29 protein-coding genes are annotated in these 26,384 nt (G+C 71.1%); 12 read left to right on the top strand and 17 right to left on the bottom strand.

Features of this window, described 5'->3' with window-relative positions:
- The first annotated feature begins 209 nt into the window (after positions 1 to 209).
- The gene (locus LHA26_RS17295; protein WP_252168748.1) at positions 210 to 674 is read left to right on the top strand and encodes an ester cyclase; all 465 of its coding nucleotides are present in this window, start codon (positions 210 to 212) and stop codon (positions 672 to 674) included.
- On the opposite strand, the gene LHA26_RS20100 is transcribed toward LHA26_RS17295, so the two are convergent.
- Together LHA26_RS20100 and LHA26_RS17310 are read right to left on the bottom strand one after the other, a co-directional pair.
- Entirely contained in the window at positions 652 to 1,104 is a 453-nt protein-coding gene (locus tag LHA26_RS20100; RefSeq protein WP_302898089.1) for a MarR family winged helix-turn-helix transcriptional regulator, read from the bottom strand. The genes LHA26_RS17295 and LHA26_RS20100 overlap by 23 nt on opposite strands.
- 65 nt (positions 1,105 to 1,169) lie before the next feature.
- Positions 1,170 to 1,556, bottom strand: coding sequence for a VOC family protein (locus LHA26_RS17310; RefSeq protein WP_252168749.1), 387 nt, complete (start codon positions 1,554 to 1,556; stop codon positions 1,170 to 1,172).
- Positions 1,557 to 1,707: 151 nt separating this feature from the next.
- On the opposite strand from LHA26_RS17310, the gene LHA26_RS17315 reads away from it, so the two are divergent.
- The gene (locus LHA26_RS17315) at positions 1,708 to 2,097 is read left to right on the top strand and encodes a DUF4440 domain-containing protein (protein WP_252168750.1); all 390 of its coding nucleotides are present in this window, start codon (positions 1,708 to 1,710) and stop codon (positions 2,095 to 2,097) included.
- An 82-nt stretch (positions 2,098 to 2,179) separates the two neighbouring features.
- Positions 2,180 to 5,950, top strand: a complete 3,771-nt coding sequence (locus LHA26_RS17320) for a PAS domain S-box protein (protein ID WP_252168751.1) — start codon at positions 2,180 to 2,182, stop codon at positions 5,948 to 5,950.
- A 46-nt stretch (positions 5,951 to 5,996) separates the two neighbouring features.
- On the opposite strand, the gene LHA26_RS17325 is transcribed toward LHA26_RS17320, so the two are convergent.
- Together LHA26_RS17325 and LHA26_RS17330 are read right to left on the bottom strand one after the other, a co-directional pair.
- Entirely contained in the window at positions 5,997 to 7,823 is a 1,827-nt protein-coding gene (locus LHA26_RS17325; protein WP_252168752.1) for a diguanylate cyclase, read from the bottom strand.
- 1 nt (position 7,824) lies between these two features.
- On the bottom strand, positions 7,825 to 8,388 hold the full coding sequence (locus LHA26_RS17330; protein ID WP_252168753.1) for a GAF domain-containing protein: 564 nt from the start codon (positions 8,386 to 8,388) through the stop codon (positions 7,825 to 7,827).
- A gap of 224 nt (positions 8,389 to 8,612) precedes the next feature.
- Between LHA26_RS17330 and LHA26_RS17335 the strand changes: the two genes are divergently transcribed.
- Positions 8,613 to 8,945, top strand: a complete 333-nt coding sequence (locus LHA26_RS17335; RefSeq protein ID WP_252168754.1) for a PilZ domain-containing protein — start codon at positions 8,613 to 8,615, stop codon at positions 8,943 to 8,945.
- A 48-nt stretch (positions 8,946 to 8,993) separates the two neighbouring features.
- Here the strand turns inward: LHA26_RS17335 and LHA26_RS17340 are convergent, their stop codons facing one another.
- Positions 8,994 to 9,473: a YaiI/YqxD family protein gene (locus LHA26_RS17340; RefSeq protein ID WP_252168755.1), complete on the bottom strand. Its 480-nt coding sequence runs from the start codon at positions 9,471 to 9,473 to the stop codon at positions 8,994 to 8,996.
- A 235-nt stretch (positions 9,474 to 9,708) separates the two neighbouring features.
- Here LHA26_RS17340 and LHA26_RS17345 point away from each other — a divergent pair, with 235 nt between their 5' ends.
- Positions 9,709 to 10,260 (top strand): hypothetical protein, encoded by a 552-nt coding sequence (locus LHA26_RS17345; RefSeq protein WP_252168756.1) that lies wholly within the window; start codon positions 9,709 to 9,711, stop codon positions 10,258 to 10,260.
- Position 10,261: 1 nt separating this feature from the next.
- Here LHA26_RS17345 and LHA26_RS17350 read toward each other — a convergent pair whose 3' ends face one another.
- Positions 10,262 to 10,432: a hypothetical protein gene (locus LHA26_RS17350; RefSeq protein ID WP_252168757.1), complete on the bottom strand. Its 171-nt coding sequence runs from the start codon at positions 10,430 to 10,432 to the stop codon at positions 10,262 to 10,264.
- Positions 10,433 to 10,731: 299 nt separating this feature from the next.
- Here LHA26_RS17350 and LHA26_RS17355 point away from each other — a divergent pair, with 299 nt between their 5' ends.
- The 4 genes from LHA26_RS17355 to LHA26_RS17370 all read left to right on the top strand — a co-directional run bounded on the left by LHA26_RS17355 (position 10,732) and on the right by LHA26_RS17370 (position 14,227).
- Positions 10,732 to 11,565 carry an RMD1 family protein gene (locus LHA26_RS17355; RefSeq protein WP_252168758.1) on the top strand — a complete coding sequence of 278 codons (834 nt, stop codon included), beginning with the start codon at positions 10,732 to 10,734 and terminating at the stop codon, positions 11,563 to 11,565.
- Positions 11,566 to 11,701: 136 nt separating this feature from the next.
- A complete protein-coding gene (locus LHA26_RS17360) occupies positions 11,702 to 12,634 on the top strand; it encodes a LysR family transcriptional regulator (RefSeq protein WP_252168759.1) in 933 nt (310 codons plus the stop codon).
- A 205-nt stretch (positions 12,635 to 12,839) separates the two neighbouring features.
- Positions 12,840 to 13,718 (top strand): alpha/beta fold hydrolase, encoded by an 879-nt coding sequence (locus LHA26_RS17365; RefSeq protein WP_252168760.1) that lies wholly within the window; start codon positions 12,840 to 12,842, stop codon positions 13,716 to 13,718.
- A complete protein-coding gene (locus LHA26_RS17370; protein WP_252168761.1) occupies positions 13,715 to 14,227 on the top strand; it encodes a cupin domain-containing protein in 513 nt (170 codons plus the stop codon). The genes LHA26_RS17365 and LHA26_RS17370 overlap by 4 nt, the downstream gene beginning before the upstream one ends.
- A 31-nt stretch (positions 14,228 to 14,258) precedes the next feature.
- On the opposite strand, the gene LHA26_RS17375 is transcribed toward LHA26_RS17370, so the two are convergent.
- Complete coding sequence (locus LHA26_RS17375) at positions 14,259 to 14,765, bottom strand: DUF1993 domain-containing protein (protein WP_252168762.1); 507 nt, start codon at positions 14,763 to 14,765, stop codon at positions 14,259 to 14,261.
- A 101-nt stretch (positions 14,766 to 14,866) separates the two neighbouring features.
- Positions 14,867 to 15,229: a winged helix-turn-helix transcriptional regulator gene (locus LHA26_RS17380; RefSeq protein WP_367890754.1), complete on the bottom strand. Its 363-nt coding sequence runs from the start codon at positions 15,227 to 15,229 to the stop codon at positions 14,867 to 14,869.
- 123 nt (positions 15,230 to 15,352) lie between these two features.
- Here LHA26_RS17380 and LHA26_RS17385 point away from each other — a divergent pair, with 123 nt between their 5' ends.
- Complete coding sequence (locus tag LHA26_RS17385; protein ID WP_252168763.1) at positions 15,353 to 16,075, top strand: SDR family NAD(P)-dependent oxidoreductase; 723 nt, start codon at positions 15,353 to 15,355, stop codon at positions 16,073 to 16,075.
- Here LHA26_RS17385 and LHA26_RS17390 read toward each other — a convergent pair.
- The 5 genes from LHA26_RS17390 to LHA26_RS17410 all read right to left on the bottom strand — a co-directional run bounded on the left by LHA26_RS17390 (position 16,066) and on the right by LHA26_RS17410 (position 19,633).
- Positions 16,066 to 16,893 (bottom strand): ATP-grasp fold amidoligase family protein, encoded by an 828-nt coding sequence (locus LHA26_RS17390; RefSeq protein ID WP_252168764.1) that lies wholly within the window; start codon positions 16,891 to 16,893, stop codon positions 16,066 to 16,068. The genes LHA26_RS17385 and LHA26_RS17390 overlap by 10 nt on opposite strands.
- 80 nt (positions 16,894 to 16,973) lie before the next feature.
- Positions 16,974 to 17,999 carry a GGDEF domain-containing protein gene (locus LHA26_RS17395; RefSeq protein WP_252168765.1) on the bottom strand — a complete coding sequence of 342 codons (1,026 nt, stop codon included), beginning with the start codon at positions 17,997 to 17,999 and terminating at the stop codon, positions 16,974 to 16,976.
- 137 nt (positions 18,000 to 18,136) lie between these two features.
- A complete protein-coding gene (locus LHA26_RS17400; protein ID WP_252168766.1) occupies positions 18,137 to 18,913 on the bottom strand; it encodes a cell wall hydrolase in 777 nt (258 codons plus the stop codon).
- A 151-nt stretch (positions 18,914 to 19,064) separates the two neighbouring features.
- Positions 19,065 to 19,313 (bottom strand): hypothetical protein, encoded by a 249-nt coding sequence (locus tag LHA26_RS17405; protein WP_252168767.1) that lies wholly within the window; start codon positions 19,311 to 19,313, stop codon positions 19,065 to 19,067.
- A gap of 50 nt (positions 19,314 to 19,363) precedes the next feature.
- Positions 19,364 to 19,633, bottom strand: coding sequence for a hypothetical protein (locus LHA26_RS17410; RefSeq protein WP_252168768.1), 270 nt, complete (start codon positions 19,631 to 19,633; stop codon positions 19,364 to 19,366).
- Between the two features lie 125 nt (positions 19,634 to 19,758).
- Between LHA26_RS17410 and LHA26_RS17415 the strand changes: the two genes are divergently transcribed.
- Positions 19,759 to 20,709, top strand: a complete 951-nt coding sequence (locus LHA26_RS17415) for an alpha/beta hydrolase (protein WP_252168769.1) — start codon at positions 19,759 to 19,761, stop codon at positions 20,707 to 20,709.
- Positions 20,710 to 20,793: 84 nt separating this feature from the next.
- Positions 20,794 to 21,336, top strand: a complete 543-nt coding sequence (locus tag LHA26_RS17420; RefSeq protein WP_252168770.1) for a hemerythrin domain-containing protein — start codon at positions 20,794 to 20,796, stop codon at positions 21,334 to 21,336.
- Between the two features lie 51 nt (positions 21,337 to 21,387).
- Here the strand turns inward: LHA26_RS17420 and LHA26_RS20105 are convergent, their stop codons facing one another.
- The 4 genes from LHA26_RS20105 to uvsE all read right to left on the bottom strand — a co-directional run bounded on the left by LHA26_RS20105 (position 21,388) and on the right by uvsE (position 26,373).
- The gene (locus LHA26_RS20105) at positions 21,388 to 22,392 is read right to left on the bottom strand and encodes a Tim44 domain-containing protein (RefSeq protein ID WP_302898091.1); all 1,005 of its coding nucleotides are present in this window, start codon (positions 22,390 to 22,392) and stop codon (positions 21,388 to 21,390) included.
- A gap of 155 nt (positions 22,393 to 22,547) precedes the next feature.
- Entirely contained in the window at positions 22,548 to 22,841 is a 294-nt protein-coding gene (locus tag LHA26_RS17435) for a DNA-directed RNA polymerase subunit alpha C-terminal domain-containing protein (protein WP_252168771.1), read from the bottom strand.
- A 287-nt stretch (positions 22,842 to 23,128) separates the two neighbouring features.
- Positions 23,129 to 25,180, bottom strand: coding sequence for a S9 family peptidase (locus tag LHA26_RS17440; RefSeq protein ID WP_252168772.1), 2,052 nt, complete (start codon positions 25,178 to 25,180; stop codon positions 23,129 to 23,131).
- Positions 25,181 to 25,215: 35 nt separating this feature from the next.
- A complete protein-coding gene (uvsE, locus tag LHA26_RS17445; protein ID WP_252168773.1) occupies positions 25,216 to 26,373 on the bottom strand; it encodes a UV DNA damage repair endonuclease UvsE in 1,158 nt (385 codons plus the stop codon).
- Positions 26,374 to 26,384: the final 11 nt, after the last annotated feature.

The following is a 26,384-nucleotide window of genomic DNA, read 5'->3' on the forward strand; positions in this document are numbered from 1 at the left end:
AGGCAGTCCAATTGCCTCTCGTCGCGTGGCGACGGCGCGATGACCATTTTCAACGCGCAGAGGCCGGCAAGGCGACGGGCGGCGCCTCGCTGCGCGATCGTCTCGCGTGATCGGAACAATCGCCGCCGCAGATGACGGCCGATCCGGCAGCCTCTTGCAAAAGCACAGCATTGCTGCATATCTAGGCGATCGGTTTCTGCGAGGCGATCATGGACAGGCTGGCGGCGAACAAGGCGGTGGTGCGGCGCTTCAACACGGCGGTGATCGAGCAGGGCGATCGCGCGGCCTTCGAGGCGCTGGTCGATCCCGGCTTCCACAACCGTACCGCCCCGCCCGGCGCGCCGGCGGATCGCGAGGCGCTATGGGCGAGCTTCGCCACCCTCTTGCGACCGGCGCTCGGGCCGCTCGCGGTGACGGTGCACGCGCAGATCGCGGAGGGGGATCTGGTCGTCACCCGCAAGACGATCCGGGGCACGCATCGGGGCGCGCTGCTCGGCCATGCGGCGACCGGCGCGGCGGTGACGATCGAGGTGATCGACATAGTGCGCCTCGCAGAGGGTCGCTATATCGAGCATTGGGGCCTCAACAGCCTCGCCACCGCGCTCGCCGGCCTCGCCGCCGCGACGACGGGCGCGGGCGCCGCATCGACGCTCAGCCCTCCGGCGCGGCGCTGAGCCGCTCGAGCAGGGCGATCGCTTCGGCGAGCCGCGCCTCTTCCTCCGGCGCGAGGCTGGCCTCGATCAGTGCGGCGATCCGGGCCGCGCGCCCCGCGCGGTCGCGCGCGACGCGGGCGGCGCCGATGTCGGAAAGCGCGAGCAGCCGGCTCCGCCGATCGGCCGGGTCGGGCCGCCGCTCGACCAGCCCGGCGGCCACCAGCGCCTCGACGACGCGCTGCATCGTCTGATGCGTGACCCCGCGCCGCTCCGCCAGCGCCGCCACGTTCATCGGCCCCGCGCGGGCGAGCAGCGCCAGCGCCTCGCCCTGGGCATCGGTGCTGGTGGCGGCGGGTGCCCGCACCCGGCGCACGAAATCGCCCGTCGCCCGGCGCAGCGCCTCGGCGAGCTGGAGGCGCGCCGTCCGCGCCGCGTCGCGATCCTCGTCCATGCCGCCCTCGTGCCGAAGCGCCGCCCGCTCCGCCGGCGCGGGCATAGGCGGTGGGCCCGCGCCGCTCAAGCCTCGGCCGGCGGTTCCCAAAGCTCGATTGGATTGCCCTCGGGATCGTGGAGCCGGGCGAAGCGCCCGACGCCGAGCGCATCCCATTCGTCGCGGGTTTCGACCGCGATGCCGGCCGCGCCCAGCCGCGCGCGGAGCGCCGCCAGGTCCGAGACCCGGAAATTGAGCATGAAGCCCTTGTCCGCCGGCAGCATGTCCGTGTCGCGCGCGAGCGGGGCGAACATCAGCGGCCCGGCCCCGGCCTGCCAGCAATGCGGATCGGGCGCCAAGGCCGGATCGCCGACGCAGCCGGCGCCGACACCGAGATGGGTGGCGTACCAGGCCTTCAGCCCCTCCGGATCGGTGGCGCGAAACAGAAAGCCACCCACGCCCAGCACCGCCATCGCCGGCCTCCCCGCGCCTCTATCGCCCGAAGAATGCCGTGCGCCGCGCCGCGTGGCAAGGCGGCGGCCGCCGTCGCGCGGCCCGCGCGACCGCCTTGCGCCGCGCGGCCCGCGCGTCCAGGAGGAGGCGGCAGAAGCGCGAGGGAAAGCCGTGACGCCGCCCGCCGAGATCGCCATCCGCCTTGCGCGGGCCGCCTTCAACCGCGCGCTCGCGGACGCCGATGCGACCGCCATCGCGCCGCTGCTCGCGCCGGCCGCGCTGCTCGTCGCCGGCACGGACAGCGCGGTGATCAGCGGCAGCGCGGCGCAGCTCCGCGCCTGGCGCCGCGAGTTCGCGGCGCCCGACCGCACCCTCTATGTACGCACGCCGGCGCGCGTGATCGTCTCGTCGGTGGAACCGATCGCCTTCGAGCACGGCCATTGGCAGGGCCGCGCCTTGGGCGACGGAACGGTGCGCGCCGAGGGCGATTATACCGCCAAGTGGCGCGAAGCGGGTGGACGCTGGCGGATCGAGGCGGAGCTTTACCTGACGCTCGGCTGATCCGGCGGCTGCGGCTCGCCAAGGCCTGCCACCACGGCTATGGCCGGCTCTTGTATCTCCAGCGTAGCGTACCGGCGGGCGAATGACGGACAGAAGGGCGGAGCAGGCGATCAGGGCGACGGGCGAAGCGGCGCGGCTGATCAACGCCTTCGACTGGACCGCCACGGGCCTGGGCCCGATCGCGCGCTGGCCGGCCACGCTGCGCAGCACGGTGGAGCTGATCCTCGCCTCGCCGGTACCGATCGTCACGCTGTGGGGCGTCGACGGCATCATGATCTACAATGACGCCTATTCGGTCTTCGCCGGCGCGCGCCATCCCCGGCTGCTCGGCTCCAAGGTGCGCGAGGGCTGGGCGGAGATCGCGGACTTCAACGATAATGTGATGCGTGTCGGCCTTGCCGGCGGAACGCTGCAATATCGTGACCAGGCGCTCACCCTGGATCGCGGCGGCGCGCCCGAGCCGGTGTGGATGGACCTGGACTATTCGCCGATCCACGGTCCGGACGGCACGCCGATCGGCGTGATCGCGATCGTCGTCGAGACGACCGGCAAGGTCCGCGCCGAGCGCGCGCTGCGCGACAGCGAGGAACGCTATCGCATCCTCACCGAAGTCAGCCCCCAGGTCGTGTGGATGGCCGATGCCGCGGGCGCGCTCACCTACTGCAACGCCTATTGGTACGCCTATAGCGGGATGAGCGAGGCCGAGACGCGCGGCCAGGGCTGGCTCGACGCGGTGCATCCCGATCATCGCGCGGCGGCGCAGCAGGGCTGGCGGGCGGCGGTGGCCGAGCGCGACCGCTGGTCGATGGAGCTGCCGCTGCGGCGGCGCGACGGCGCCTATCGCTGGCATGTCACCGCCGGCCAGCCGCTGCTCGACGGCACCGGGCGCTGCCTCTCCTGGTCCGGCATCGCGCTCGACATCCACGATCGGCGCACCGCCGAGGAAGAGCTGCGCGACACCGGCAGCCGGCTGGATGCCGTGCTCGCCAATACCAGCATGGCCATCTTCGTCATCGATCTGAGCCAGGCCTGCGTCTTCATGAACCGCGCCGCCGAGCGGCTGACCGGATGGCGGCTGGAGGATATTCGCGGCCGCCGCCTGCATGACGTGATCCACCACAGCCATGCCGATGGCAGCCCCTATCCGCCCGAAGACTGCCCGATCGAGCGCGCCTTTCCCACCGGCGCGGGCTTTAGCGGCGAAGAGACGTTCGTGCGCCGCGACGGTCGCTTCATCCCCGTCGCGCTCACCGCCTCGCCGGTGGTCGATCCGCGCGGCGGCACGATGGGCACGATCATCGAGGCGCGCGACATCAGCGCCGATCGCGCCGCCCAGGCCGTGATCGCGCGCCGCGGCGATCAGCTGCGCGGCCTGGCCGACGCGGCGCTCGCCATCTCGCTCGCGCCCAATCCCACCGCGCGGCTGGACGAGGTGGCGCGCGCCGCCCGCCGCATCGTCGGCGCCGAACAGGCCGTGGTCAGCCTGACGCGCGGCGCGGACTGGGCGCAGGCGATCACCGCGATCGAGCTTTCGCCGCGCTATGAGGCGTGGCGCGACTATGACCGGCCGCCCAGCGGGGGCGGCATCTACGCCCTGGTCTGCGAACAGAATCGTCCGCTGCGCCTCACCCAGGCGGAGCTGGAACGCCATCCGCGCTGGCGCGGCTTCAGCGCGGAGGCCAGTGCCCATCCGCCGATGCGGGGCTGGCTGGCGGTGCCGCTGGTGGCGCGCGACGGAAGCAATCTCGGCCTGGTCCAGCTCAGCGACAAAAGCGACGGCGGCGATTTCGACGAGGCGGACGAAGCGATGCTCGTCCAGCTCGCCCAGCTCGCCGCCGCCGCGATCGAGCAGAGCGAGACCGACGCCGCGTTGCGCCGCAGCGAGGAACGCTATCGCGCGATCACCGATTCGGTCGATCAGATGATCTGGGCGACGCGCGCCGACGGCTATCACGACTTCTTCAACCAGCGCTGGTACGATTATACGGGCGTGCCCGTCGGCTCCACCGAAGGCGAGGCGTGGCGCGGCCTCTTCCATCCCGAGGATCAGGCGCGGATCGAGGCGGTGTGGGGCGCGAGCCTGACGACCGGCCGGCCCTATCATATCGAATATCGGCTGCGGCACCGCTCCGGCCTCTACCGCTGGGTGATCGGCCGTGCCCAGCCGGTGCGCGACGGCGAGGGCCGGATCACCCGCTGGTATGGCAGCTGCACCGATATCCATGATCTCAAGGAGGCGGAGGCGGCGCTGCGCGATCTCACCGCGCGGCTGGAGGAGCGGGTGCGCGAGGAGGTGGCCGAGCGCGCCAAGGCCGAGGAGGCGCTGCGCCAGACCCAGAAGATGGAGGCGGTGGGCCAGCTCACGGGCGGAATCGCGCATGATTTCAACAATCTGCTGACGGTCGTCACGGGCAATATCGATATGGCGGGGCGCGCGCTCGATGCCGCCGGCGCGCCCGATCCGCGCGCCCGGCGTGCGCTCGACAACGCCATGAAGGGCGCCGACCGCGCCGCCGCGCTCACCCAGCGCCTGCTCGCCTTCGCGCGGCGCCAGCCGCTCGCCCCCAAGCCGATAGATGTCGACCGGCTGGTCGCGGGCATGTCCGATCTGCTCAACCGCGCGCTCGGCGAGACGGTGCGGCTGGAGGTCGTCACCACCCCCGGCCTGTGGCGGGTGGAGGCCGATCCCAACCAGCTCGAAAGCGCGATCCTCAATCTCGCCGTAAACGCCCGCGACGCCATGCCCGCCGGCGGCACGCTCGCCATCGAGACGGCCAATGCGATGCTCGACCAGGCTTATGCCGGCGCCCACGCGGAAGTGGCGCCCGGCCCCTATGTGCTGATCTCGGTGTCCGACACCGGCATGGGCATTCCGCGCGAGGCGATGGAGCGGGTGTTCGAGCCCTTCTACACCACCAAGGAGGTGGGGCGCGGCACCGGGCTCGGCCTCTCGATGGTCTATGGCTTCGTCAAACAGTCGGGCGGCCATGTGAAGCTCTATTCGGAGGAAGGGCGCGGCACGACGGTGAAGATCTATCTGCCCCGCCTGCTCGGCAGCCTGCCCGAACCGATCGAGGAGGGTGAAGGCGCCACCGGCATCGAGCGGAGCCAGCGCGCCGAGACGATCCTCGTCGTCGAGGATGATGACGATGTCCGCGCCTATACGGTCGAGATCCTGCGCGAGCTCGGCTATCGCGTGCTCGAGGCGCACGATGGCATGTCCGGGCTGCGGCTGTTCGAGCGGCAGGAGGCGCCGATCGATCTGCTCTTCACCGATGTGGTGATGCCGGGCATGACGGGGGCGGCGCTGGCCGAACAGGCGCGCGCGCTCCAGCCGGGGCTGCGCGTGCTCTATACGTCAGGCTATACGCGCAACGCGATCGTCCATGGCGGCCGGCTCGACGCGGGGGTGGAGATGATCTCCAAGCCCTTCACCTTCCGCGCGCTCGCCGCCAAGGTGCGCGACATGCTCGAGATCGGCCGCACCGGGCGGCTGCTGCTGGTGGAGGCCGAGCCGACCATCCGCGCGCTCACCGCCGAGGCGCTGGCGGCGATCGGCTATGCCGTCGATCAGGCCGCCACCGCCACCGAGGCGCTCGCCCGGCTGCGCGCCGCCCAGGGCCGCTACGACGCGGCGCTGATCGATGCCGATCTGCCGGACCAGGCCGCCGCCGCCTTGCTGGTGGAGCTGCGCGCGCGCCACGCGGCCATGCCGGTGCTGCTCGCCGGCGATCTCCCCGGCCCGGCCGAAGCGGCGCCGGATCCGCTGGTCGCCGCGCTCCCCAAGCCCTTCACCGCCGCCATGGTGGAAGACCGGCTGCGCGCGCTTGGCGTGGGCGACCCGCCGGGCTGACAGGCCGCCGCGCGCCGCGCGGGCGCCGGGCGCGGGCCGTCGCCGGTCAGGCGGCGAGCTGGCCCGCGATCACCATCCGGTTCCGGCCCGCGCGCTTGGCGCGGTACAGCGCTTCGTCCGCCGCCTGAAGCAGGCCCGATCCCTCGCCCTGGGTTTCGCCCGCATGGGCCGCCACGCCGAACGACATGCTGGTCGGCCCCAGCGACTGGCCGCCATGACGGAGGCTCAGCTTCGAGATGGCGAGCCGCAGCTTCTCGATCCGAGTGGCGAGGATCTCGGGGGTTACCCCGGGGGCGATGATGGTGAACTCCTCGCCGCCATAGCGGCAGAGAATATCGCCGTCGCGGAAATGCGCGCGCATCTGCTCGGCCACCATGCGCAGCACATGATCGCCCGCCTCATGGCCGAACTCGTCGTTGAAGCGCTTGAAATGATCCACGTCGCACATCACCACGGTGAGCGGGGTGCGGGCGCGCGCCGCGCGCGCGATCTCGATCGCCAGCGCCTCTTCCAGATAGCGGCGGTTGAACAGGCCGGTCATCGCGTCGCGGATCGTCTGCTCGCGCAGATTGCGTTGCAGACGATAGTTCATCAGCGCGGACGACAGCGTCTCGCTGAGCGCCTGCAGCCGATATTCGTCGGCGCCGTCGACCTCGCCGGCGATGTGGAGGATGCCGATCAGCTCGCCGCCCGCGAGCAGGGGCTCGCAATGATAGGCCTCGCGTCCCTCGGCATGCGCGCAATCGACATCGGGCGCGAAGGGCGATTGCGCGTGGCTCTGCCCGAGGCGCATCGCCCAGCAGGCATCGGGCGCGATCGTATCGGGCAGATCGCTGGCGCTGCCCCAGGCGGCGGCCCGCACCAGCTGGTTGCGCGAATTATTATGCGTATAGACCGCGCCGGTCGTATCGGGCAGCGCGAGCGGCACGAAACGCTCGATCACCTTGGCGAATTCGGCATCCGATCGGCTCGCCTGGAGGCGGCGCATCATGTCGCCCAGATATTCGGCGACTTCGCTCCTCGCCTCCAGAAGATGGCTGCGCGAGAGCAGCTCCTGGTTGATCGTGCTGAGATCCTCCTCGCTGCGATGCTGTTTCTCCAGCGCCTCGGCGAGCCGCTCGGCCATCACATTATAGCCGCGCGCGAGCCGGCGGAACTCGCGCGAGCCCATGGTGCGCAGCGCGATCCGTCCGCTGGCGTCGCCCGATCCCAGCTCCTCCATCGCCTCGCTGAGCACGGCGGTCGGCCGGCCGACCCCGCGCGTGATGACAAAGGCGATGGTGAGCGCCGCGAAGCCCACGATCAGCCCGCCCGCCATGGCGAGCACGCGCAGCCAATAGGCCGAGGCATGGGTCGAGGCGTTGCGATCCAGAAGAAGCGCCTGCTCCGCCTCGACCAGCTCGTCGCGGCGCTGGTCGACCATCCGCATGAGCTGCCAGGATGTCCGGACGCGGACGGGCGCGACGGTTGCGATCCGCTGGACGCGCGCCAGCCTTGTGCCTTCGCTCAGAAAGGCGATGCGGTCGAGCACCGCCGCGCGCAGGCGCAGGGCGCGCGCATGTTGCGGCGGATTGTCGGCGGTGAGCTGAACCAGACGATCCATGTCGCTACGGGTGGCGCGAAGATCCGCGTCGATCGCGGCGCCCAGGCTCGGGTCGTGCGAGATGATCATCCCGCGCAGATCGGATTCCGCGCGGCGCAGCCGGTCGATCGGCTTGGCGGCCATTTCCAGCACGGTCTGGGTATGCTCGACCCAGCGCGCACTGCTTTGCAGCTGCAGCGACACCGCGGTGAGCGCGGCGGCAAGCGCGACGACCGCCAGCACCACCAGCGAACTCAGAACGATCACACGGGATCGGAGCGAATAGAACATCCTAGCCCTCCCGCTGCGCGGGGAAGGGAACGATCGCGGGCATGGGCATGGGCGCTGGCGTATCCAGCAGCGCCTCGAGCCGCGCGCCGGCGGTGTCGGCGAGGCGACGCAGCGCCGCCAGCCGCGCCTGCGGCGGCTGCGCCTGCGCCCGCTGATCCATCACGCACAAAGCACCCACCGCCTGGCCGTGGATCCGCACGGGCGCGCCGGCATAGAAGCGCAGGCCAAGATCGCCGGTGACCAGCGGATTGCCGCTGAACCGCTCGTCCAGATGCGCATCGGGAACGCAGAAGGGCGCGTCCTGACGAATGGTGTAGCCGCAAAAGGCCGCGCAGCGCGGCGTGGACGCTATCGCAAGGCCGATCGCGCAGGCGAGCCATTGCCGGCCTTCATCCAATATGGTGAGCGCGCCGGCGGTGGCCGCAAACATCTCCCGCGCCTGGGCGACGAGATCGCGCACCGCGTCGCAATGCCCGCTTTGGCGGAGCAGGGCGGCGACGACCGCCTGGCGCTCCGCCTCATCGTCCGGGAAGGGCGCCGGACAGTAAAATACACGCTTCTCCATCCGTTCGCCCGCCGCTGCTACCCACGCACCCGATTTCAGGCCTCGTTGCCACCAGTCCGTTAACCAGCGCGGCCATGCCGAGGGGGTTAGACGAAAGTCTAACCCGCGCGCCTGGCCCGCTCGCTCCGATCGGTCGCGAAACCGAGCGGAAAGCCTTGGATCAACAGGCCTAAAACTTGGTGCACCAGCGTCGTTAATCATGACAGCGGAGCGAGAAAGTGCATATGAATCAGGTAGCTTACCAGGAACCGACCGGGATCCCGACGGCCGAACTCGTGATCGAGCGGCGTGGCGCGGAGCGGGCTCCGGTGCAGGTCTCGGCGAGCGTGGAGACCGGCGACGGCATCGCCTTTGCCGCCTCGCTGCGCAATCTTTCGCCCAGCGGCTTCCGGGCGCGCTGCCCGATCATGCTGAAGCGTGGCGACCGCGTGTTCGTGCGGCTGGCCGGCACCCGCCGGCGCCGCCCCGCCAAGGTGATGTGGACCGAGGCGCAGGAGATTGGCTGCCGCTTCGCGGTGCCGCTCACCCCCGCTTTGCTTCTGGCGCAATCGGCCTGACAGCGGACAGGTTCTCGGCCGGCATGGGTCGGCCGCGCGTCTCCGGCGCTAGAAGAGGGGCGTGCCGGGCGGCTTGCGCAGCGCCGCCGTCAGCGCCGCGTCGAGGCTCGACAGGAAGCGCGACCGATCGTCCTTGCCGAAGGGCGGGGGGCCGCCGATCCGATCACCGCCCGCGCGCAGATCGTTCATGATCGCGCGCACGGCGATGGCGTTGCCGATCGAATTGGCGGTGAACGGCTTGCCGTTGGGCGCGATCACGGCCGCGCCCGCCTTGAGGCAGCGATCGGCCAGCAGGATATCGGCCGTCACCACCAGCGTCGACCCGTTCGCCTGCGCCGCGATCCAGTCGTCGGCCGCATCAAAGCCCTGGCCCACCACGATTCGCTTGATCAGCGGATCCTGAGGCACGCGAAGATGCGCGTTGCTGACCAGGGTAACGGCTATGCGGAGCCTGAAGGCGACGCGGTAGATCTCGTCCTTGACGGGGCAGGCATCGGCGTCGACGAGGATGTGCGGGCGTTGCTCCATGGCGCGTCCCTGCCACGGGCCCGATGCCAGGGGCAATGTGGCGCGGTACGCGCCCGATCGGGCGGCCTCAGCCGCGCGGCTTGGCTTGCGCCTTCTGGCGATCGAGTTCCGCCAGCTTGCGCACAAAGTCCTGCGGGATTTTCTGATCGCGAGGCTGGGCCACCAGCCTGCACTCCTGTTGTGTCATCTTGCCGCCCCCGTTCTTCAGACGACATGACCCGGCATGGTTAAGCGAATGTTACGGATTGAGAAAGTACGCGAAAAAAATCTACGTCGCGGTACGGTATTGCCCTGGAACTGGTTAGAGGGACAGCTCCACATCGACACCCCGCCGGGCGCATTCCGCCAACAGGCTGAGCACGCGCTCGGCATCCGCGCGATCCACGGCGTTGTCGATCTCCTGCTGCAGGGCCGAGGAGGCAAGCTCCGCAAGCGGCGCGGCGTGTGGCGCGCGACGTCGATGCGCGGCGTCCTGAACAGTCATCGAAGGTCTCCCAACCCGGTCGAGTGGGAGCTAGACGCGCGGTTTCGGTGCCGCAAGCCGACCGAAATGGCCGACTTTGGCGCGTTACGGGCAGGTTTTGGCGGATTTCTGCCGGTCCAGCTCGGCCAGCTTCCGCACCAGATCGGCTGGAATGTTCTGGCCACGCGGCTGGCTGATCAGCCTCCGCTCGGGGCCGTCCGGATCGGACATGGCGCGCTCTCCTGCCTCTCCCGCTCCAAGCGGCGGGTTGATGACAATTTGAAGACAAGGCGCGCCGGAAAGCAATATACTTTAGACGGTTAATTCAGATGACGATCTCGACGGACGTGCCCCTGCGCTTCACCTCGGCGAGCAGCGCCCAGAGAATCTCGGTCTCGCTGGATTCGAGGGCGTCATCGATGGCATGCTGCAGCGCCGGCGCCGTCATCGCGCGAAACCGCGCGCGATCTTCATCTGGGTTAAGCAACTGGCCCATGATCCACCCTAAACCTCATGGCCCATTCTGCATCGCCTATGGTTAACGAATCGTTAAAGTCGACTATAGACTGAAATGGTATACGCGCTTAATACTTTATCTTGGATGCTGTGCCGCTCGCTTATCATAAGTATAGATTGGCATTGGCCCAAGAAGAGGTAGCGTTACCACGCGGCGCCAAAGGTCCGGCGGCGCCAAGCGTGTTTGTCTTGGCGCGAAGGCGGAACGAACGTCACCTGTCTTCGCGCTGGCGCGCGGCGCTCTGCGGTTCTACCCAGCCGCCATGGATCCGCTGAAACATGGCTGAGCTGGCGCGGGCCGCGGGCGTGGGCGTCCGCGAGGTGCTGGGCCTGGCGCTGCCCGGCCGGTCGGACCGGGGCAATGTCCGGGCGCTGCTGCTCGGCGCGCGCATCGACACCCGCAATCTCGAAGGCTTCGCCGAAACCGAGAGCCTGGTTCTCGCGGGCGTGGGCGCGGCCTTTGTGTTCCGCTACGGCGTGCTCGTGCTGTTCGGCGCCTCCGCCGAGAGCGAGCGGGAGCTGATCGCGCGTCTCGCCAGCCATATCGTCGATCCCTTGGCCCAGCCCGAGGTCGAGACCGCCTCGATCGAGATTCGGGCCGAGGGCGAGGAGACGGTGAGCGCCGACGGCCATATCCGGCTCCGCGAGGCGACGCGCGAACGGCTCCTCCTCACCGCCACGGTGCTCGCGCGGAGCGTGGTGCTCGGCCGCGACGAAGGCCGGATCGCCGAGGCGTTCGACCGGGTGGAGCCGCTGATCAACGATCTTCGCGAGAATGGACGCGCCGGCATGCCGATCCGGCGGGTGATGAAAAATATCGGCGATGTCCTGTCGGCGCAGCACCGGGTGGTGGGGCGCGCCCAGATCAGCGAAAAGCCCGATCTGCTCTGGGAGCATCCCGCGCTCGATCGGCTCTATGGGCGGCTCGAGGCCGAGTTCGAGCTGGGCGACCGCGCGCGCGCCATGGAGCGCAAGCTGGAGGTGATCGGCGACGCCGCCGAATGGCTGCTCGATCTCGTGCAGGACAAGCGCTCGCTGCGGCTCGAGCTGGCGGTGATCGTGCTGATCGCCTTCGAGGTGGTGCTGAACCTCTATCAATTCTGGCGGCTCTAGCGGCGAAGCCGGCAACCGCCGGACCCGATAGCGCCCCGGCGGCCCAGCCTTGCCCTCGCGCGGCGCCTGTGCGAGCGGCAGGCGCGGCGGCGCCGGGCCGGGGATCATGGCCGGCGCAGGAAGGGCGGAGACAGTGGTGCGCGGCAAGCTCAACGACGCCGATCTCCGCCTGCTGCGCGTGCTGGACGCGGTGCTCGAGACGCGCGATGTCACCCGCGCGTCGGAAATCCTGTCCGTCACCCCGTCCGCCGTAAGCCATTCGCTTCGCCTGCTGCGCGCGCTGTTCGATGATCCGCTGATGGTGCGCACCCGCGGCCGGTTCGAACCGACGCCGCGCGCGCTCGCGCTGCAGCCGGCCTTGCGGCACGGCCTGGCGCAGCTCGCCGCCCTGGTGGAGGTGGAGCCGGAGTTCGACCCCGCCACCTCGCGCCGCCGTTTCTCCCTCGCCACGCCCGACTATCAGCTGTTCGTGATCCTGCCGATGCTGGTGGCGCGGGTGCGCGAGATCGCGCCCCAGGTGGATCTGCGCTTCCGCCCGCTCGCCGCCGATGTGCTCGATCAGCTTGCGACCGGCGCGCTCGATCTCGTGATCGCCGGGGCGGAGGTGGAAGCGGCGCTCGCGCTCGATCGCGAGGTGATGCGCAGCCGGATCATCGCCGAGCCCTTTTGCTGCGTCCTGCGCGAGGATCATCCGGCCGCGCAAGCCGCCACGCTCAGCCTCGAAGCCTATGTGCAGGCGCCGCACGTGGTGGTGAGCATGACCGGCGAGGACAGCGATCAGGTGGATAGCGCGCTCGCCGCGCGCGGCTTGCGCCGGCGGGTGGCGGCGACCGTGCCGAGCTTCATGGCGGCGGCCTGGTATGCGACCTCGTCCGACATGATCGCGACCCTGCCGCGCACCGTCGCGCTGCGCGCCGCCGCGCGCAACCAGGGCGTGGTGCGCCCGCCGCCGCTCGCGCTGCCGCGCAGCATCGCCTATCTCTGGTGGCATCCGCGCTTCCAGAGCGACGCCGGCCATGGCTGGTGGCGCAAGGCGCTGTTCGATGTGTTCGCGCCCTATCGCGACTGACCGCCGGGCGCGCCGGCCCGCGCCGCCATCCGCGCTCGGACGCATCCATCGTGAATTTGGCGCACGAAGAACCGCCGGTGTCGGCGACGCCTTGTGATCTCCGCTCAGCCGGCGATGAGAACACATGCGCTTGGCCCCGGCCTGGGCCGCGTCCATCAGGCCCCGGCCGCGCCGGCGGCCTGTCGCGTCCAGTGAGAGCCTTGCCATGTCCCCTGAACTGCACCGGATATCGATTTTCGGCTCGACCATGACCGTGCGCATCCTGGGATCCGGACCCGCGCTGCTTCTCGCCCATGGCTATCTGTTCGATCACGAGATGTGGGCGCCGCAGATCGCCGCGCTGGCCGCGCGCTACCGGCTGATCCTGCCCGATCTCTGGGGCCATGGCGGCTCCGGCGCGCTGCCGTCGACCACCCGCGACATGCGCGATCTCGCCGGCCATCATCTGGCGCTGCTCGACCATCTGGGCGTGGACCGATGCGCGCTGGTCGGCCTGTCGCTGGGCGGCATGTGGAGCGCCGAGCTGGCGCTGATGGCGCCCGGGCGGGTGTCCGCGCTGGTGCTGCTCGCCACGTCGCTCGCGGCCGAGCCGGCGGCGTCGCGCGACGCCTATTTCGGCATGCTGGATCTCGTCGCCGATAGCGGGACGATCCCGCCGCCGGTGCTGGCGACGGCGATGGCGATGTTCTTCACGCCGGCGATCGATCGCGCCAGCCCCGGCATGCGCGCGCGGGTGGCGGAGCGGCTCCGCGCCTGGGATGCGGCGCGCCTGCGCGACAGCATCGCCCCGCTCGGCCGCATCACCTTTGGCCGCCGCGAGGCGCTGGAGGCGCTCGGCGCGCTGACGGTGCCGACGCTCGTCGCCACCGGCGATGGCGACATGGCGCGGCCGCCCGCCGAGGGGCAGGCGATGGCGGACCGGATCGGCTGCCCCTTCGTCCGCATTCCGGACGCGGGCCACATCGCCAATCTCGAGGCGCCGGACTTCGTCACCCGCCTCCTGTGCGACTTTCTGGCCCGCGCCATCCCCGGCGCGCCCGCCCGGGATCGCACCGCCCCCGCTCTGCACGAGGACGCATCATGACCGACACGCCGCCCGCCCCCGCTCTGATCCGCATTGCCGCCGGCGAAGGCGAGCCCTTCGCCATCGCTGGCGCCACGCTGACCTGGAAGGTCCGCAGCCGCGACGCCGGCGCCGATTTCTGCTTTTTCGAGCAGCGCCTCGCGCCGGGCGAGGGCGTGCCCCTGCACACGCACAGCTATCCCGAAGCCTTCTACATCCTGAGCGGCGTGGTGGAGTTCGCCGAGGACGCCGCGCCCGAGCGCGTCCAGCGCTGCGTCGCCGGCGATGTCGTGCTCGCGCGGGCGGGCGCGCTCCACATGTTCTTCAACCGGGGCACCGAGCCCGCCCGCCTGCTCAGCATCTCGGTCGGCGCACACCAGGCCTTCTTCGATGCGGTGGCGGCGGCGGACCGCGCCGCGCCGTTCAGCGCCCTCGCGCCCGCCGAGGCAATGGCGCGCGTGGCCGCGATCGGCGCCGAGACCGACGTCCTGTTCGCGCCGCCCGCGCCGGAGGCCGCGTCGAACGCCTGAGCGGCGCTAGAGGTGGCGCCGCGCCGGCCGATCATCCAATGTCCTGACCGCCCGCGAGATAATCCATCTTGCCCAGAGCCACGCCCTTCATCCGCAGCAGCGCGTAGACCGTCGTCACATGGAAGAAGACATTGGGCAGGCTGAAATCGGTGATCAGGCTCTGGCCGGTGAAGACCATCTCCCGCGTCGGAAATTTCACGCGGATCTCGGCGGTCTCACGACCCTCGAAGGCGGCGGGATCGGCCTCTTCAAGATAGGCGATGGTCCGCGCGATGCGGTCGCGCAGCTCGGCCAGGCTTTTCTCCTCGTCGGCCATCGGGCGGGGCGCGGTCTGGGCGAGGCGGGTGATGGCGAGCTTGGCGGAATCGCAGGCGATCTGGACCTGGCGCGTGAGCGGCAGCATGTCCGGCGCCAGCCGCGCCTCCAGCAGATCCTGCGCGTCGAGACCGCTATCGGCCGCCTTGGCGAGGAAGTGATCGAGATTGCGCAGGGCGCGGGTGAAGACCGGGACGGTGATCGCGTACAGGCTGGGCATCATTCTTCCTCTGCGGGCGCGTGGACGGGCATGGGGCCCGGCTAGTACGCCCGCGCGCCGCCGCGCAAGTCCGGGCAAGAGCGGCCGCGAACATGCCCTCGCGCCTATGCCGCGCCGCGGGCGCGATCATAGGCGGCGCTCGCCTCGGCCATCGCATCGCCATGCGCCAGCGACCAGGCGCACATCGCCTCGAAGGGCGCGCGCAGCGCATGGCCCATGGGGGTGATCGCATATTCGACGCCGATCGGCGCCGTGGGGAGCACGGTGCGCGTCACCAGCCCGTTGCGCTCCAGCCGCTTCAAGGCGTCGGCCAGCGCCTTGTGGGTGATGCCGTCGAGCCGCCGCTTGATCTCGTTGAAGCGCGACGGCTGCGGGCACAGCACCGTCAGGATCATGATCGTCCATTTGTCGGCGATCCTGTCCAGCACCGGGCGCAGCAGCGCCATGTCGACACGCGCCTGCGGCACGGAGCAATCGCCTTGGATATCGTTCGGCATATCTAGGCACTTCATAGTGCGTTCTTGATAGCAAATATAGGCCGTATATCTGGATCGCCATCACCCAAGGATGCGGAGGGCATGATGGCTGGAATGACGGACAAGGTTGCACTGGTGGTGGGCGGCGCGAAGGGCATCGGCCTCGCCATCGCGGAACGGCTGGCCGGAGAGGGCGCGCTGGTGTTCCTGACCGGGCGCGACGAGGAGACGGTGGCGGCGGCGGCGACGCGCATCGGCCGGGGCGCGCGCGGTATCGTCGCGGATGCCAGCGTGCCGCGGGATCTCGCCCGCGCGGTGGCGGTGGTGAAGGAAGCGCATGGCCGCATCGACGCGCTGGTGCTCAACGCCGGCATCTCCGAACCGGCGACGCTGGCGGACGAGACCGAGGCGCATTTCGATCGCCACTTCACCGTCAATGTCCGGGGACCGGTGTTCGGTCTGCAGGCCGCGCTCGGCGCGCTGGCCGATGGCGGCGCGGTGGTGCTGGTCGGCTCGATCGCGGACGTGGCCGGCATCTCGCCCTATGGCACCTATGCCGCGACCAAGGCGGCGCTGCGCTCCTATGCGCGGACCTGGACGATCGAACTGGCGCCGCGCGGGATCCGCGTGAATGTGGTGGCGCCGGGCCCGACCGACACCGACATGATGGCGCGCGTGCCCGAAGAAGGCCGGGCGGCCCTGATCGCGCCCATCCCGCTCGGCCGCATGGCGCGCCCGGCCGAGGTGGCGGCGGCCACCCTCTTCCTGCTGAGCGACGAGGCGAGCTTCATCGCCGGCGCGGAACTCTGCGTCGACGGCGGGATGCGTCAGGTCTGAGCGGCGCCGCCGCCCGCCCGCGCCGCGCGCCAGAATTCGCCCATGCGATGATCGAGCGCGGCGGGGAGCACGGGGAGCAGCCCGGAGCCGGGATAGACGGTAAGCTCGCCGAAGAGCGGCGCGCCGCCGATCTCGTAAAAGTCGGCGCGGAGGAAGTCATGGCCGGCGCCGAGCGTCTCGGCGGCGGCGATGATGCGGGCGAGCGTGGCCGGGGCGGCGGGATCGGGATCCCCGCTCGGCGGCGAGGCGCGGCGCCACTGCCGGTCCATCACGATCCAGCGATGCGCCCGCGCGCGATCGAGATGGACCTGGACGAACTCGACCCGCCCTCCAAAGACGAAGCACTTGTAATCGATCGGGAGCACGCGGCCCGATCCCAGATAGGGCTCGACCAGCAGGCCGCGCGGGACATGCGCATAGGCCCATTCGTCGAGCCAGCGGCCATAGCGCGCGCCGCCCCAGCGCCGCGCCCGCCGCCGCGCGGCCGCCCATTCGTCCTCGGTGCGGACAAAGGCCAGCTGGTTGCACCCGCCGCGCGCCTTCACCACCAGCGGGATCGGCCAGACGGGACGCTTGGGCAGGGCCTCGCCATGCCACAGCGTGGGGATGATCCATTCGGGGCCGAGCCGGGCCGCGACATGCCCCTTCACCGCCACCTTGTCGATCAGCGCCGGCAGGCGGCTGTCGCGATCGAACAATTTGCGATGCTGGATCCATTCGGTGAGGCGCTGGGGCTCCTTCAGGCACAAGGCGCGGCGATGCTGCCACACATAGGTCAGGTGGACACGGGCGTGGGCAAGCAGGGGCGGCGCTTTCATTAACCCATGCCTAGCGCCGCCGCATCGCTCCGAAAATAGCCGTGGCGCACCGGTGGCAGGCGGCCACCGGGGCGCGGCGGTCACCGCGTGGCGTCGCGCCCGGCATGGACGGCGTTGCGGCCGCCGATCTTGGCGGCGTAGAGGCGCTGGTCGGCATCGCGCATCGCGGCTTCAAACCCCTCGGGGCCGATCTCGGTGACGCCGGCCGAGAAGGTGACGGTGCCGAGCGGCTGGTCCGTCTCGCGCACGCGCATCTGGCGCTCCTCCAGCCGCGCGCGGGCGCGTTCCACCAGCGCGGCGGCGGCGGCGAGGCTCAGCCCCTCGATCAGGACGAGGAATTCCTCCCCGCCCCAGCGCGCCACCAGATGCGGCGCGCAGCTTTCGGCGAGTGTCGCGGCCACCGCGCGGAGCACGCGATCGCCCACGGCATGGCCCATGCGATCGTTGATCGCCTTGAACCGGTCGACATCGCACAGCGCCACCACCAGCGGTGCCGCCCCGCGCGTGGCGAGCCGCCGCTCCACCGCGCGGCGATTGGCGAGCCCGGTGAGCAGATCCTGATCGGCCGCCGATCGCGCGGCGTCCAATTCCTCGCGCAGCGTCTCGATCTCGCGCGCGGCGGCGGCGAGATCGCGCTCCGCCTGCTCGGCCCGGCGCAGCATCGCCGCGATGCCGGCGACGGTGGCGCCGGGATCGGCGGCGCTGGCGTCGAGCGCCTTGAGCCCGGCGGTGAGATCGCGGTTGAAATCGCCCGTCGCGGCGGCGGCGTCGGCCGCGATGTCGGCGATGCGCAGCGTCTGGTGGCGCAGCGTGTCGCGCGCCGCTTCCTCGGCCTCGGTGCCCGCCGCCGGGCCGATGAAGCGGGCGTGGAGATCGGCCGCCTGCGCCGCGCTCACCGGCAGGCCGGTCAGCTCGATCGCGGCCAGCGCGCGGGCGAGCGGCCCGTCGGGCAGGCGCTGCGCCTCATAGGCCACGGCATAGGGGATCGGCGTCGGCGCGAGGCCCTGCGCCGCGCAATAGGCGAGCGCGCGCTCGGCCAGCGCGCGCGCCTCGTCCACCAGCCGGCCGCCGGTCCGTTCCCGCATTGACAAAAGGCTGCGCAGCATCTCGACCTCATCCCGCGCGGAGCCGCAGTCTCCCCGCTTGCGCGTCTATGGCCGAGAAGCGCTTAATAGCCGGTTGAAAGCGGCGCGCGCGGCGCGCGGGCACCGCTCATTCGCCTAAAGGCGGAGGAGAAGCCCGATCAGGAGGTGAGATCAGCGGCGGCGGGCGGGGCGGGAAGCGCGGCGGCGGCGCCGACATGGACCTGCACCATGGCTTCGCCCATCGTCTCGCCCACCGCCTCGCTTGACGTCGCGTCGCCATGATGGACCCGGACGCCGGCGGGCGCGGCGAGCGCGTCGCGCGCGGTGAGCCGGAGCGGCGCATCGGCGGCGCTGTTCGCCTTGCCGTAGAAGAAGTGGCGGCCGATCGCCGCGATCGGCGAAAGCCCGGCCGCCCAGCCGGGCTGCGTCGCCCCCGCATGATAGTAGAGCGCGTCGCCGACCGGTGCGAACCGCCCCTCGCGCAGCGCGATCTGCGCGACGAGCGCGGCGCGGTGCCAGGCGACGCGATCGCGCGGGCGATCCAGCGCGCCATCGCAGGCGAAGGCGAACTGACAGGCGCCCGCCTCGCGCCCCTGATAGACGACGGCGCACAGATCCGATCCGAACCGACCGGCGCGGACCCGATTGAGCACCACCTGCGCGACCGCGCGCTCGCCGATCACGCCTTCGGAGCGCGCCTCGTAATAGAGCGCGGCGGTGAGGCAGGCGAGGCCATCGCCCGCGCCCGTCGCGCCGCCGAATTGCGGCGCGGCGGCGGTGACTTCGGGGCCGTAGCGCCAATCCGCGACGGAGAGCAGCGCGAGGCGCGGCGCGAGCGCGGCGGGCGCGGCCAGCCTTGGCGCGGCCAGCTCGGCCGGCATGCACGAGGCGGTCATCGGCAGCGCCAATGCGGCCAGACCCAATCGGAGACGCATTGGCGGACACCCGTTGAAGACGATCCGCCCGCTCTACCGGGCAGCGCTTGCGATCGGGTTAACCTCAACTGGCCGGGGCTTGCGTAGCCGATGCGCATGGTCCGGGGCGCCGATCAGCCCGGCCCGCCGGCGTCACGACAGGGATAGGGGGTCAGGCGGCGAGATCGAGCCGGGGCTGGCGGGTGCCGAGCGAGCCCGTCCGCGCGGCGATCCGCTCGAGTTCGGCATAGGGGATGAGTTCGCGGCGATGCTGGATCGAAACGAAGAAGCGGGCCTGATCCTCGCGGCTCTGCCCGCGCATCCAGCGGATCATCTGCCCGAGCGTTCCGGATTGCAGGATCGGTCCGCCTTCATCGCGAAGATGGACCCAGGCGCGATGCACCAGCGGCAGATAATCCATGACCTATCCCCTTTCGAACTCATAACGTTTCACCCCGCAAAAGGCTCCGCTCAACGCCATGTCCCGAAACAGGAAAAGATGTGGCCGCGATTAAAGCCGATCAACCGCGCCGCTTCTTCAGTAAAGCCGCGCGGCCCGTCGTGGCCGGCGCCGGCGCTTTGGTGAAGCGTGCGCGGATCTGAATGGGAAAGGCCGCTCCGTTTCGATCGCGCATGTAAAAGTCGGGCGATTTCCGAAGGATGATCTCGCCCCGGCGCTCCGACGCTCGAATTGCGCGCCTGTCCGCCGCGCGCGGCAGTCAAAAAGGGCGTACCGACCATTCCGACGCTTTGGTCGGTTCCGGCGGTATCCAATCAAGCTATTGTCTTCGCACGCTTAAGTCGCTTCACTGGTGATCCGGCGGGCGCCTGGCCCGGCCGGAGGAGAGGGGTGCGCCGTGGGCGGCATGAAGTCACGATGGGCGAAATGGACGATGAGCGCGGGGCTGGCGATCGCCGCCGCGCCGCTCTGCGCGCAGGCGGCGCCGGCCGCCGCCCCGGCGGGCGCGATCCCGGTGGCGGCGGGGCCGCCGATCCGGCTTTGGCCGCAGGGGGCGCCGGGTGCCGGCGCCCGCGCGCACGAACCGGAGCAGGCGGAGGATTATTGGGTCAAGAACGTCCATGATCCATCGCTCACCCTGTTCCGGCCGCCCGCGCTGCATCAGACCGGAACCGCCATCATCGTCATTCCCGGCGGCGGCCATCGCCTGCTCGTCTGGACCAATGAGGGCATCAAGGTGGCGCGGGCGCTCAACCGCTTCGGCATCACCGCGCTGGTGCTGAAATACCGCCTCGCCCGCGAGCCGGGCTCGCCCTACGACATCCCGCGCGACGCGGCTGAGGATGCGCGGCGCGCGGTGCGCTATGTGCGTCAGCACGCCGCCGCGCTCGGGGTCGATCCGCATCGCATCGGCGTGATGGGCTTTTCGGCGGGCGGCGAACTCGTCTCGCTGATCGCGGACAATCCCGCGCCGCCGCCAGCGCCCGGCGGAAGCGCCGCCGATCCGCTCGCGCAGGGCGATGCGCGACCCGATTTCCAGGTGCTGGTCTTCCCCGGGCCGCTCGGCATTCCGGCCAAGGCGGTGGCGACGGCGCCGCCCGCCTTCATCACCGCGGGCTCGCTCGACGCCTGCTGCGCCGCGCCCTCGGTGCAGCTCTACGAGCAGCTGCGCACCGCCCATGTCCCCGCCGAACTCCATATGTATGCGGGCGCGGATCACGCCTTCAACCTCGACGAGACGGATCGCATCGCGGTCCTCCACTGGCCCGACCGGCTGGCCGACTGGCTCGCCGACCAGGGCCTGCTCAACCCCGCACCGCCCGGCGCGACACCCGGGCAGCCTGTGGCAAGTCATTGATCTGAGAGGAACATCTAGTCGGGCTCAGGGCTTTGAGCGGGGCGGGCCCGATGGGCGGCCCGCCCCAGCCCGAAAGGATGTTCCATGGCGTTTCTGGACAAGATCATCGGCGCCGCGACGCCGCCCGAAAGCGACGAGCATCGGCTGCGGGTGCGCGCCGAGACGCGGGTCGAGACGGTGCCGGGCGACTGGCTGTCGCTCATCCTCGATCATCACGATGCGATCGAGCAGGCGTTCGAGGCGGTGCGGATCGCCGACGATGCCCACACCCGCCGCGCCGCGCAGCGCCGCCTCGCGGTGCTGCTCACCGGCCACAGCATCGCCGAGGAGGCCGTGCTCTACCCGGAAATGGCCGATAGCGGGCACAAATCCCATGCCGGCGTCGCCTATGAGGAACAGTCCATGGCCAAGGTCCAGCTCGCGCTGCTCGACAAGATCGAGCCGATGAGCCAGGATTATCTCGACAAGCTGGAGCATCTGCGCGGCGCGGTGACGCACCATATGTTCCAGGAGGAGAGCAACTGGTTCCTCGATCTCAAGGCGCAGGTGCCGGCCGAGCGCCAGGCGCTGCTCGCCGCGCGGTATCGCGAGGAAGTGGAGCGCTATATCGGCTCCGAGCACGTCTGAGGCGCGGCGCGGCGCGCGGCGGCGACGTGGCCGCCGCGCCTGCCATCCGGCTCAGCCGTCCTGGATCGCCGACAGCTTCCAGACATCGCCCGCGCGGCGGACAAAGGTCCACAGCTCGGTCGTCTCGGTTGGCGTCTGCACCGAGCCGGCGGCGAGCGCGCCGGTCGCGCGATCGCGCATGACGTCGATGCTCTCGTAGCGGAGCGCGGCGGTGGCATAGTCGCCGCTCGCCTCGCGCCAGGCCTCCACGATCTCGGCATCGATCAGCCGCGTGCCGCTCACCTCGTTGCGCACGCCGCGCGTGGCGTTCTGGCTCAGCTCCTCCGAGAGATAGGACATGATCTCGGGCGTGGTGAGCTGGCGGAGCCGGCCATAATCCTCCCGCCCGAAGGCATCCTGCACATCCACCAGCAGCCGCTCGAACGCCTGCTGGTCGGCCGGGCTGATGGCGATGTCCTCGCCCGCATCGACGGTCGCGGGCGCGGGCGCGCCCCAGCCCGTCTGCGCGGGCGGCGGCGCGGCATAGCCGGCATCGCGGGCGAAGCCCGGGGCGGCGCCACCCGTCTGGCGGCGCCGGAAGAAGCCGATCACCAGCCAGATCAGCCCGCCGATGATCGCGATCTGGAGCAGCGCGAGCAGCAGGCCGCCGCCGCCGCCGCCGCCGGCGCCCCAGCCGCCGCCCATGCCGTTGCCGAGAAAATGGCCGATCAGCCCGCCCGCGATCAGCCCGCCGATCAGGCCGCCGCCAAAGCCGCCGAAGCGGCTGCCGGCGGGGCGATAATTGGTCTGGCCGGCATAGCCCGGCGCGCGCGCTTCATTGCCATAGCCGGACGTGCCCGGCGCCGGGCGCGGCGTCATCGAGCGTTCGACCGGCGGCACGGTGCGGCGCGCGCCATAGCCATAGCCGGCGGATCCGTAGCTCGCCGATCCATAGGTGCGGCTGCCGCGGCTGCCGAAGCTGCCGCCACGGCGCGCCTCGGCCGGCGCGACGGCGAGGGTGGAGAGGGTCAGCAGGGCGGCGATGATCGCCCGGGTGCGCAGCGCGGGTGTGGCCAAATCTTGTCTCCTCGGCCCGTCATGTAGGCCTTGTCCCGGCGGCTTGCCAGTCCGCGGGCCGGCCGCGCGACTCGGGCCGGGGAGGGCTGCGCCCGCTGGCGGCCTATTCCGTGTGCGAGGGGAGAGTGCCGCGCATCCGGATCATGGTCGGCGGCTCAATAGGGGTCGCGCCCGGCCCGCAGCGCCGCGATATCGGCCTCGAGCGCGGCGATCGCGGCATGATGCGCGGCGATGCGCTCGTTCAGCTCGGCGATGCGCGCCGCATAGGAGCGACGCTGCGCCATCTCCGCCGGGTCCAGCGCGTCCAGCAGCTCGGCGAGGCTGGTGGTGCCGACGCCGGGCAGCAGCGCCAGCTCGCGTGGCGAGCGCGCGTTCAGATCGGCGGGCGCGCTGATCCCTGCCTCGTGTAGCGCATCCAGCACCTTGGTGCTCAATCCCAAAGGTTCCACCTGCCTCTCCTCACGCCGGCCGGCGTTTTCGATGCCCGCGACGGATCGTTTCCCACGACACCGCTCGACTCCCCCGATATCCGCTTTGCCCATGCCGGCGTTCGCGCTCCATCCATGAAAGATGGCGAACCCCCTTCAGCGGCCATGGGCGGTATCTGCTAACCTGCATCAGCTTTTCGGCGCGATTATAGCGCAATTTGGTCCGTCCGGCGTCAGAAATCGTGCATCCGGCCTGCTGCCCATCGTAGATACGGCGTCCGCTGCGGCTCTTTGCGGCCGGCGCATCCTCACGGGTCCGAGCGGGGCGGGGTGGCCAGCGTCGCGTCGAAAAAGGCCTGGGTCGCGTGATAGGCGGCGCGCCAGTCGGCCAGGCGGAGAAAGCCGTGGCGCTCGTCGGGCAGCACCAGCGTGCGGACCGGCACGCCGCGCGCGGTGAGCGCCCGCGCCAGCAGCAGCGACTGGCCGAAATCGACGTTGCGATCGTCATCGCCATGGACCAGCAGCACCGGCGACCGCCAGCGCGCCACGGCGGCGAGCGGCGAGGCCTGCCACTGCACGCGCTGCGCCGCCGCCCCGGCCTCGGGCGAGAGGCCGGGATCGGGCGGTCGGACCAGCGTATGGACGCCATGGAAATCGGCGCCGGCGGCGAACAGCGCGCTGTCGCGGGCCAGCGCCAGCGCGGTGAGATAGCCGCCCCAGCTGCCGCCCCACAGCCCCAGCCGGCGCGCATCCACCTCGGGCCGCGCCGCCAGCCACTGGCCGGCGGCGCGCACATCCTGATATTCGGCGGCGCCGGCGCGGCCGATGCCGGGCGCCTCGCGAAAGCGCAGCCCATAGCCCGTGCCGCTGCGATAATTGACCGCCAGCACCGCATAGCCCGACGCCGCCAGATGCCGGTTGAAGGCATAGGCCCGGGCGTAATAGCCGAGCGGATGATAGCCGAGCAGCATCTGCCGGCGCGGGCCGCCATGCACGAACACCAGCGCCGGATGCGGCCCCGCGCCGGCGGGCGGAAAATAGACTCCGTGCACCGTCATACCGTCGGCGGCGGTGAAGAGGACCGGGCGCGGCATCGGCCCCGCCGGCGCGATGGCGGGCGGCCGCAGCGGCGGCAGGCCGGTCGCGGCCAGGGCCGGATAGCCCGGATGCCGCGCATCGGCGGCGATCAGCGCGAGCCGGTCGCCGGCAAAGGCGGGCGCGGTCTCGAGTCCCTGGCCGGTCCCAATCCGCCGCGCCGGGCCCGCGCCGGGCACCAGCCGCCAGACATGGCGACGCTCGGCATCGCCCGCATTGCTGGCAAAGGCGAGGCTGCGGCCATCGGCGGCGACGCGCAGGCTCTCCACCTCGCCGATACCGGGGGTGAGATCGCGCGGCGCGGCGCGGCCCGCCGGATCGATCGCCCAGAGATGCAGCCAGCCGCCGGCTTCCCAGGGGAGGATAAGCGTGCCGTCCGCAAGCCAGGCGAGGCTCGATCCCGCCAGCCCCTGGAAGCGACCGCCCGGCCCGGCCGGCGCCCGCCACACCGTGCGGCTGGTGCCGCGCGCGAGATCGGCGATCGCGACCGACCACCAGCCACCCGCATCGGGCGCGGCGTCGGCCGGAGGCGTCGCCACGCGAAGATAGGCGAGGCTTCGCCCATCGGCGGAAAAGACGGGCTCCCAGGCCTTGTCGAAGCCGGTGTCGAGATAGTCGATGCGCGGATCGCCCGGACGGATCAGCCCGAGCAGATCATGGCCGTCGCGTGCCTCGACAAAGGCGAGCCGGGTGCCATCGGGCGACCAGCGCAGCTGGACCGGCGTACCGGGCAGGGTGGCGATCCGCTCGGCGCCGCTCTCGGCGCGCCACAGCCACAGCGCGTGGCGGGCGAGGAAGGCGATGCGCGTGCCATCCGGCGAGAAGAGCGGATCATGGCCCGCGCCGATCCGCAGCGGCACGCCGCCCGTCGCCGCCACGCGCCACACTTCGGCGGCGGGCGGCGTGGCCAGCCGATCGGCATTGGGCGGCGCATCGGGAAATTCCTCGTCGCCGCCCCGGGTGAAGGCGATCGCCGCGCCATCGGGGGCGAGCGCGACATCGGCGAGCGGCTCGCCCTCGGACGCGGCGATGGCGAGGCGCTGTGGCGGCGCGCCGGGCAGCGCGGTCCACAAGGCGGCAAGTCCGTCGGCCTCGTCGATCCAGGCGAAGCGCGGCGCGGCGGCGGCGCCGGCGAGGCTCGCGGTGCGCGGCAGCGCCAGCACCGCGTCGAGCGGATCGGCGGCGGGCGGCGGCGCCGCGCCCAGCGCCAGGCCGGCCAGCAGGGCGAGGCGGGCGGTACGGCGGGCGGGGGCGGGCGGCATCATGCCGCCCTTCTGAACGCCCCGGGGGACCGGGGCAATCAGAAGGCCAGCGCCGCGCCCTCGTCCACATCCGCCTCCTGCTCGGGCGCGGCCAGCGGCGCGTCGGCCTCCGCCCCCTCGGCCTCGGCCGCGTCTTCGGCGGTGATCCCGAACCGCGCCGCGACATCGGGCGCGAACCGCAGCAGATCGCCGCGCAGCTTGAGCAGGCTGATGTCCTTGGCCTTGCCCTCCAGCATCACGTCGAAGGCCAGATCCTGCGCGGTGCGCATGAAGGTGGCGAACTCGAAGGGATTGGTGAAATCGGCATGGCCGGTCCAGATCGGCGGCCGCAGCACCGTCTTCACCCGCGCGCCGGGCTTGACGGGAGCCGCCGTCACCTCGCCCGCGCGGCCCGCCGGGCGCCCGGCCTTGGCGGCGGCGCGCTGGCGCGGCGTGATCGCCTGTTTCACCGCGCGCATCTCGGTGCGGGGGCTGGAGAAATGGATCTTGGGGCGGACGCCCTCCGGCCAGGTGGCGAGGAACCGCTCCAGCGTGTCGCGCAGCGCCAGTCCTTCAGGATTGAGGCACCAGAAATGCTGATAGTCGAACACCAGCCGCACGCCGGTCCGATCATGGAGCCAGAGCGCGTCGGCGGCGGAGAAGCGGAGATCGTCATTCTCCAGCACCAGCCGTCGCTGCACATGATCCGGGCATTGTTCCCAGCCGCGGATCCAGCGCTCACGGCTGGCGGCATGATCGTCGTACACGCCGCCGACATGGGTGATGACCACCGCCTCCGCGTCGCAGCCCATCCGGTCCAGCATCTCGGACTGGCTGGCGAGATCGAGGATCGATTTCGCGGTGAGATCGGGATCCGGGCTGTTGAGCAGCACATATTGCGAGGGATGGAAGGACAGGCGGATGCCATAGGCGCGCGCCTTGGCGCCGAAGGCGCGGAGCTCGGCATCGCTTTCCGCGACCATGGCGTGGAATTGCGGCAGATCGGGATGGGTGGCGTAGGGTGCGAGATCGGAGGAGAGGCGGTACATCTCGATCCGCGTCTCGCGCAGATAGTCGAGGATCGCGTCGACCTGCTCGAGCGAGCAGCGCAGGTGCGGATTTTTCTGCCAGCGCCGTGTGTCGTTGGACTTGAAGCCGGGCCGGCCCATCACCTTGACGGGAAAGCCCAGGCGAAGCGGATGCGCGATATCGGTCATGTGGGCTCAAC

The organism is Sphingomonas morindae, assembly GCF_023822065.1.
Classification (GTDB): domain Bacteria; phylum Pseudomonadota; class Alphaproteobacteria; order Sphingomonadales; family Sphingomonadaceae; genus Solisphingomonas; species Solisphingomonas morindae.

Coding starts and splice junctions, on each gene's coding strand:
- LHA26_RS17340 (WP_252168755.1), bottom strand. CDS start 9,473: ATGGAGCAACGCCCGCACATCCTCGTCGACGCCGATGCCTGCCCCGTC.
- LHA26_RS17365 (WP_252168760.1), top strand. CDS start 12,840: ATGTCCCCTGAACTGCACCGGATATCGATTTTCGGCTCGACCATGACC.
- LHA26_RS17375 (WP_252168762.1), bottom strand. CDS start 14,765: ATGATGCCCAGCCTGTACGCGATCACCGTCCCGGTCTTCACCCGCGCC.
- LHA26_RS17330 (WP_252168753.1), bottom strand. CDS start 8,388: ATGGAGAAGCGTGTATTTTACTGTCCGGCGCCCTTCCCGGACGATGAG.
- LHA26_RS17440 (WP_252168772.1), bottom strand. CDS start 25,180: ATGATGCCGCCCGCCCCCGCCCGCCGTACCGCCCGCCTCGCCCTGCTG.
- LHA26_RS17390 (WP_252168764.1), bottom strand. CDS start 16,893: ATGAAAGCGCCGCCCCTGCTTGCCCACGCCCGTGTCCACCTGACCTAT.
- LHA26_RS17320 (WP_252168751.1), top strand. CDS start 2,180: ATGACGGACAGAAGGGCGGAGCAGGCGATCAGGGCGACGGGCGAAGCG.
- LHA26_RS17295 (WP_252168748.1), top strand. CDS start 210: ATGGACAGGCTGGCGGCGAACAAGGCGGTGGTGCGGCGCTTCAACACG.
- LHA26_RS17310 (WP_252168749.1), bottom strand. CDS start 1,556: ATGGCGGTGCTGGGCGTGGGTGGCTTTCTGTTTCGCGCCACCGATCCG.
- LHA26_RS17335 (WP_252168754.1), top strand. CDS start 8,613: ATGAATCAGGTAGCTTACCAGGAACCGACCGGGATCCCGACGGCCGAA.
- LHA26_RS17325 (WP_252168752.1), bottom strand. CDS start 7,823: ATGTTCTATTCGCTCCGATCCCGTGTGATCGTTCTGAGTTCGCTGGTG.
- LHA26_RS17355 (WP_252168758.1), top strand. CDS start 10,732: ATGGCTGAGCTGGCGCGGGCCGCGGGCGTGGGCGTCCGCGAGGTGCTG.
- LHA26_RS17345 (WP_252168756.1), top strand. CDS start 9,709: ATGTTACGGATTGAGAAAGTACGCGAAAAAAATCTACGTCGCGGTACG.
- LHA26_RS17350 (WP_252168757.1), bottom strand. CDS start 10,432: ATGGGCCAGTTGCTTAACCCAGATGAAGATCGCGCGCGGTTTCGCGCG.
- LHA26_RS17420 (WP_252168770.1), top strand. CDS start 20,794: ATGGCGTTTCTGGACAAGATCATCGGCGCCGCGACGCCGCCCGAAAGC.
- LHA26_RS17410 (WP_252168768.1), bottom strand. CDS start 19,633: ATGGTCGGTACGCCCTTTTTGACTGCCGCGCGCGGCGGACAGGCGCGC.
- uvsE (WP_252168773.1), bottom strand. CDS start 26,373: ATGACCGATATCGCGCATCCGCTTCGCCTGGGCTTTCCCGTCAAGGTG.
- LHA26_RS17385 (WP_252168763.1), top strand. CDS start 15,353: ATGACGGACAAGGTTGCACTGGTGGTGGGCGGCGCGAAGGGCATCGGC.
- LHA26_RS20100 (WP_302898089.1), bottom strand. CDS start 1,104: ATGGACGAGGATCGCGACGCGGCGCGGACGGCGCGCCTCCAGCTCGCC.
- LHA26_RS17395 (WP_252168765.1), bottom strand. CDS start 17,999: ATGCTGCGCAGCCTTTTGTCAATGCGGGAACGGACCGGCGGCCGGCTG.
- LHA26_RS17400 (WP_252168766.1), bottom strand. CDS start 18,913: ATGCGTCTCCGATTGGGTCTGGCCGCATTGGCGCTGCCGATGACCGCC.
- LHA26_RS17405 (WP_252168767.1), bottom strand. CDS start 19,313: ATGGATTATCTGCCGCTGGTGCATCGCGCCTGGGTCCATCTTCGCGAT.
- LHA26_RS17370 (WP_252168761.1), top strand. CDS start 13,715: ATGACCGACACGCCGCCCGCCCCCGCTCTGATCCGCATTGCCGCCGGC.
- LHA26_RS17415 (WP_252168769.1), top strand. CDS start 19,759: ATGAAGTCACGATGGGCGAAATGGACGATGAGCGCGGGGCTGGCGATC.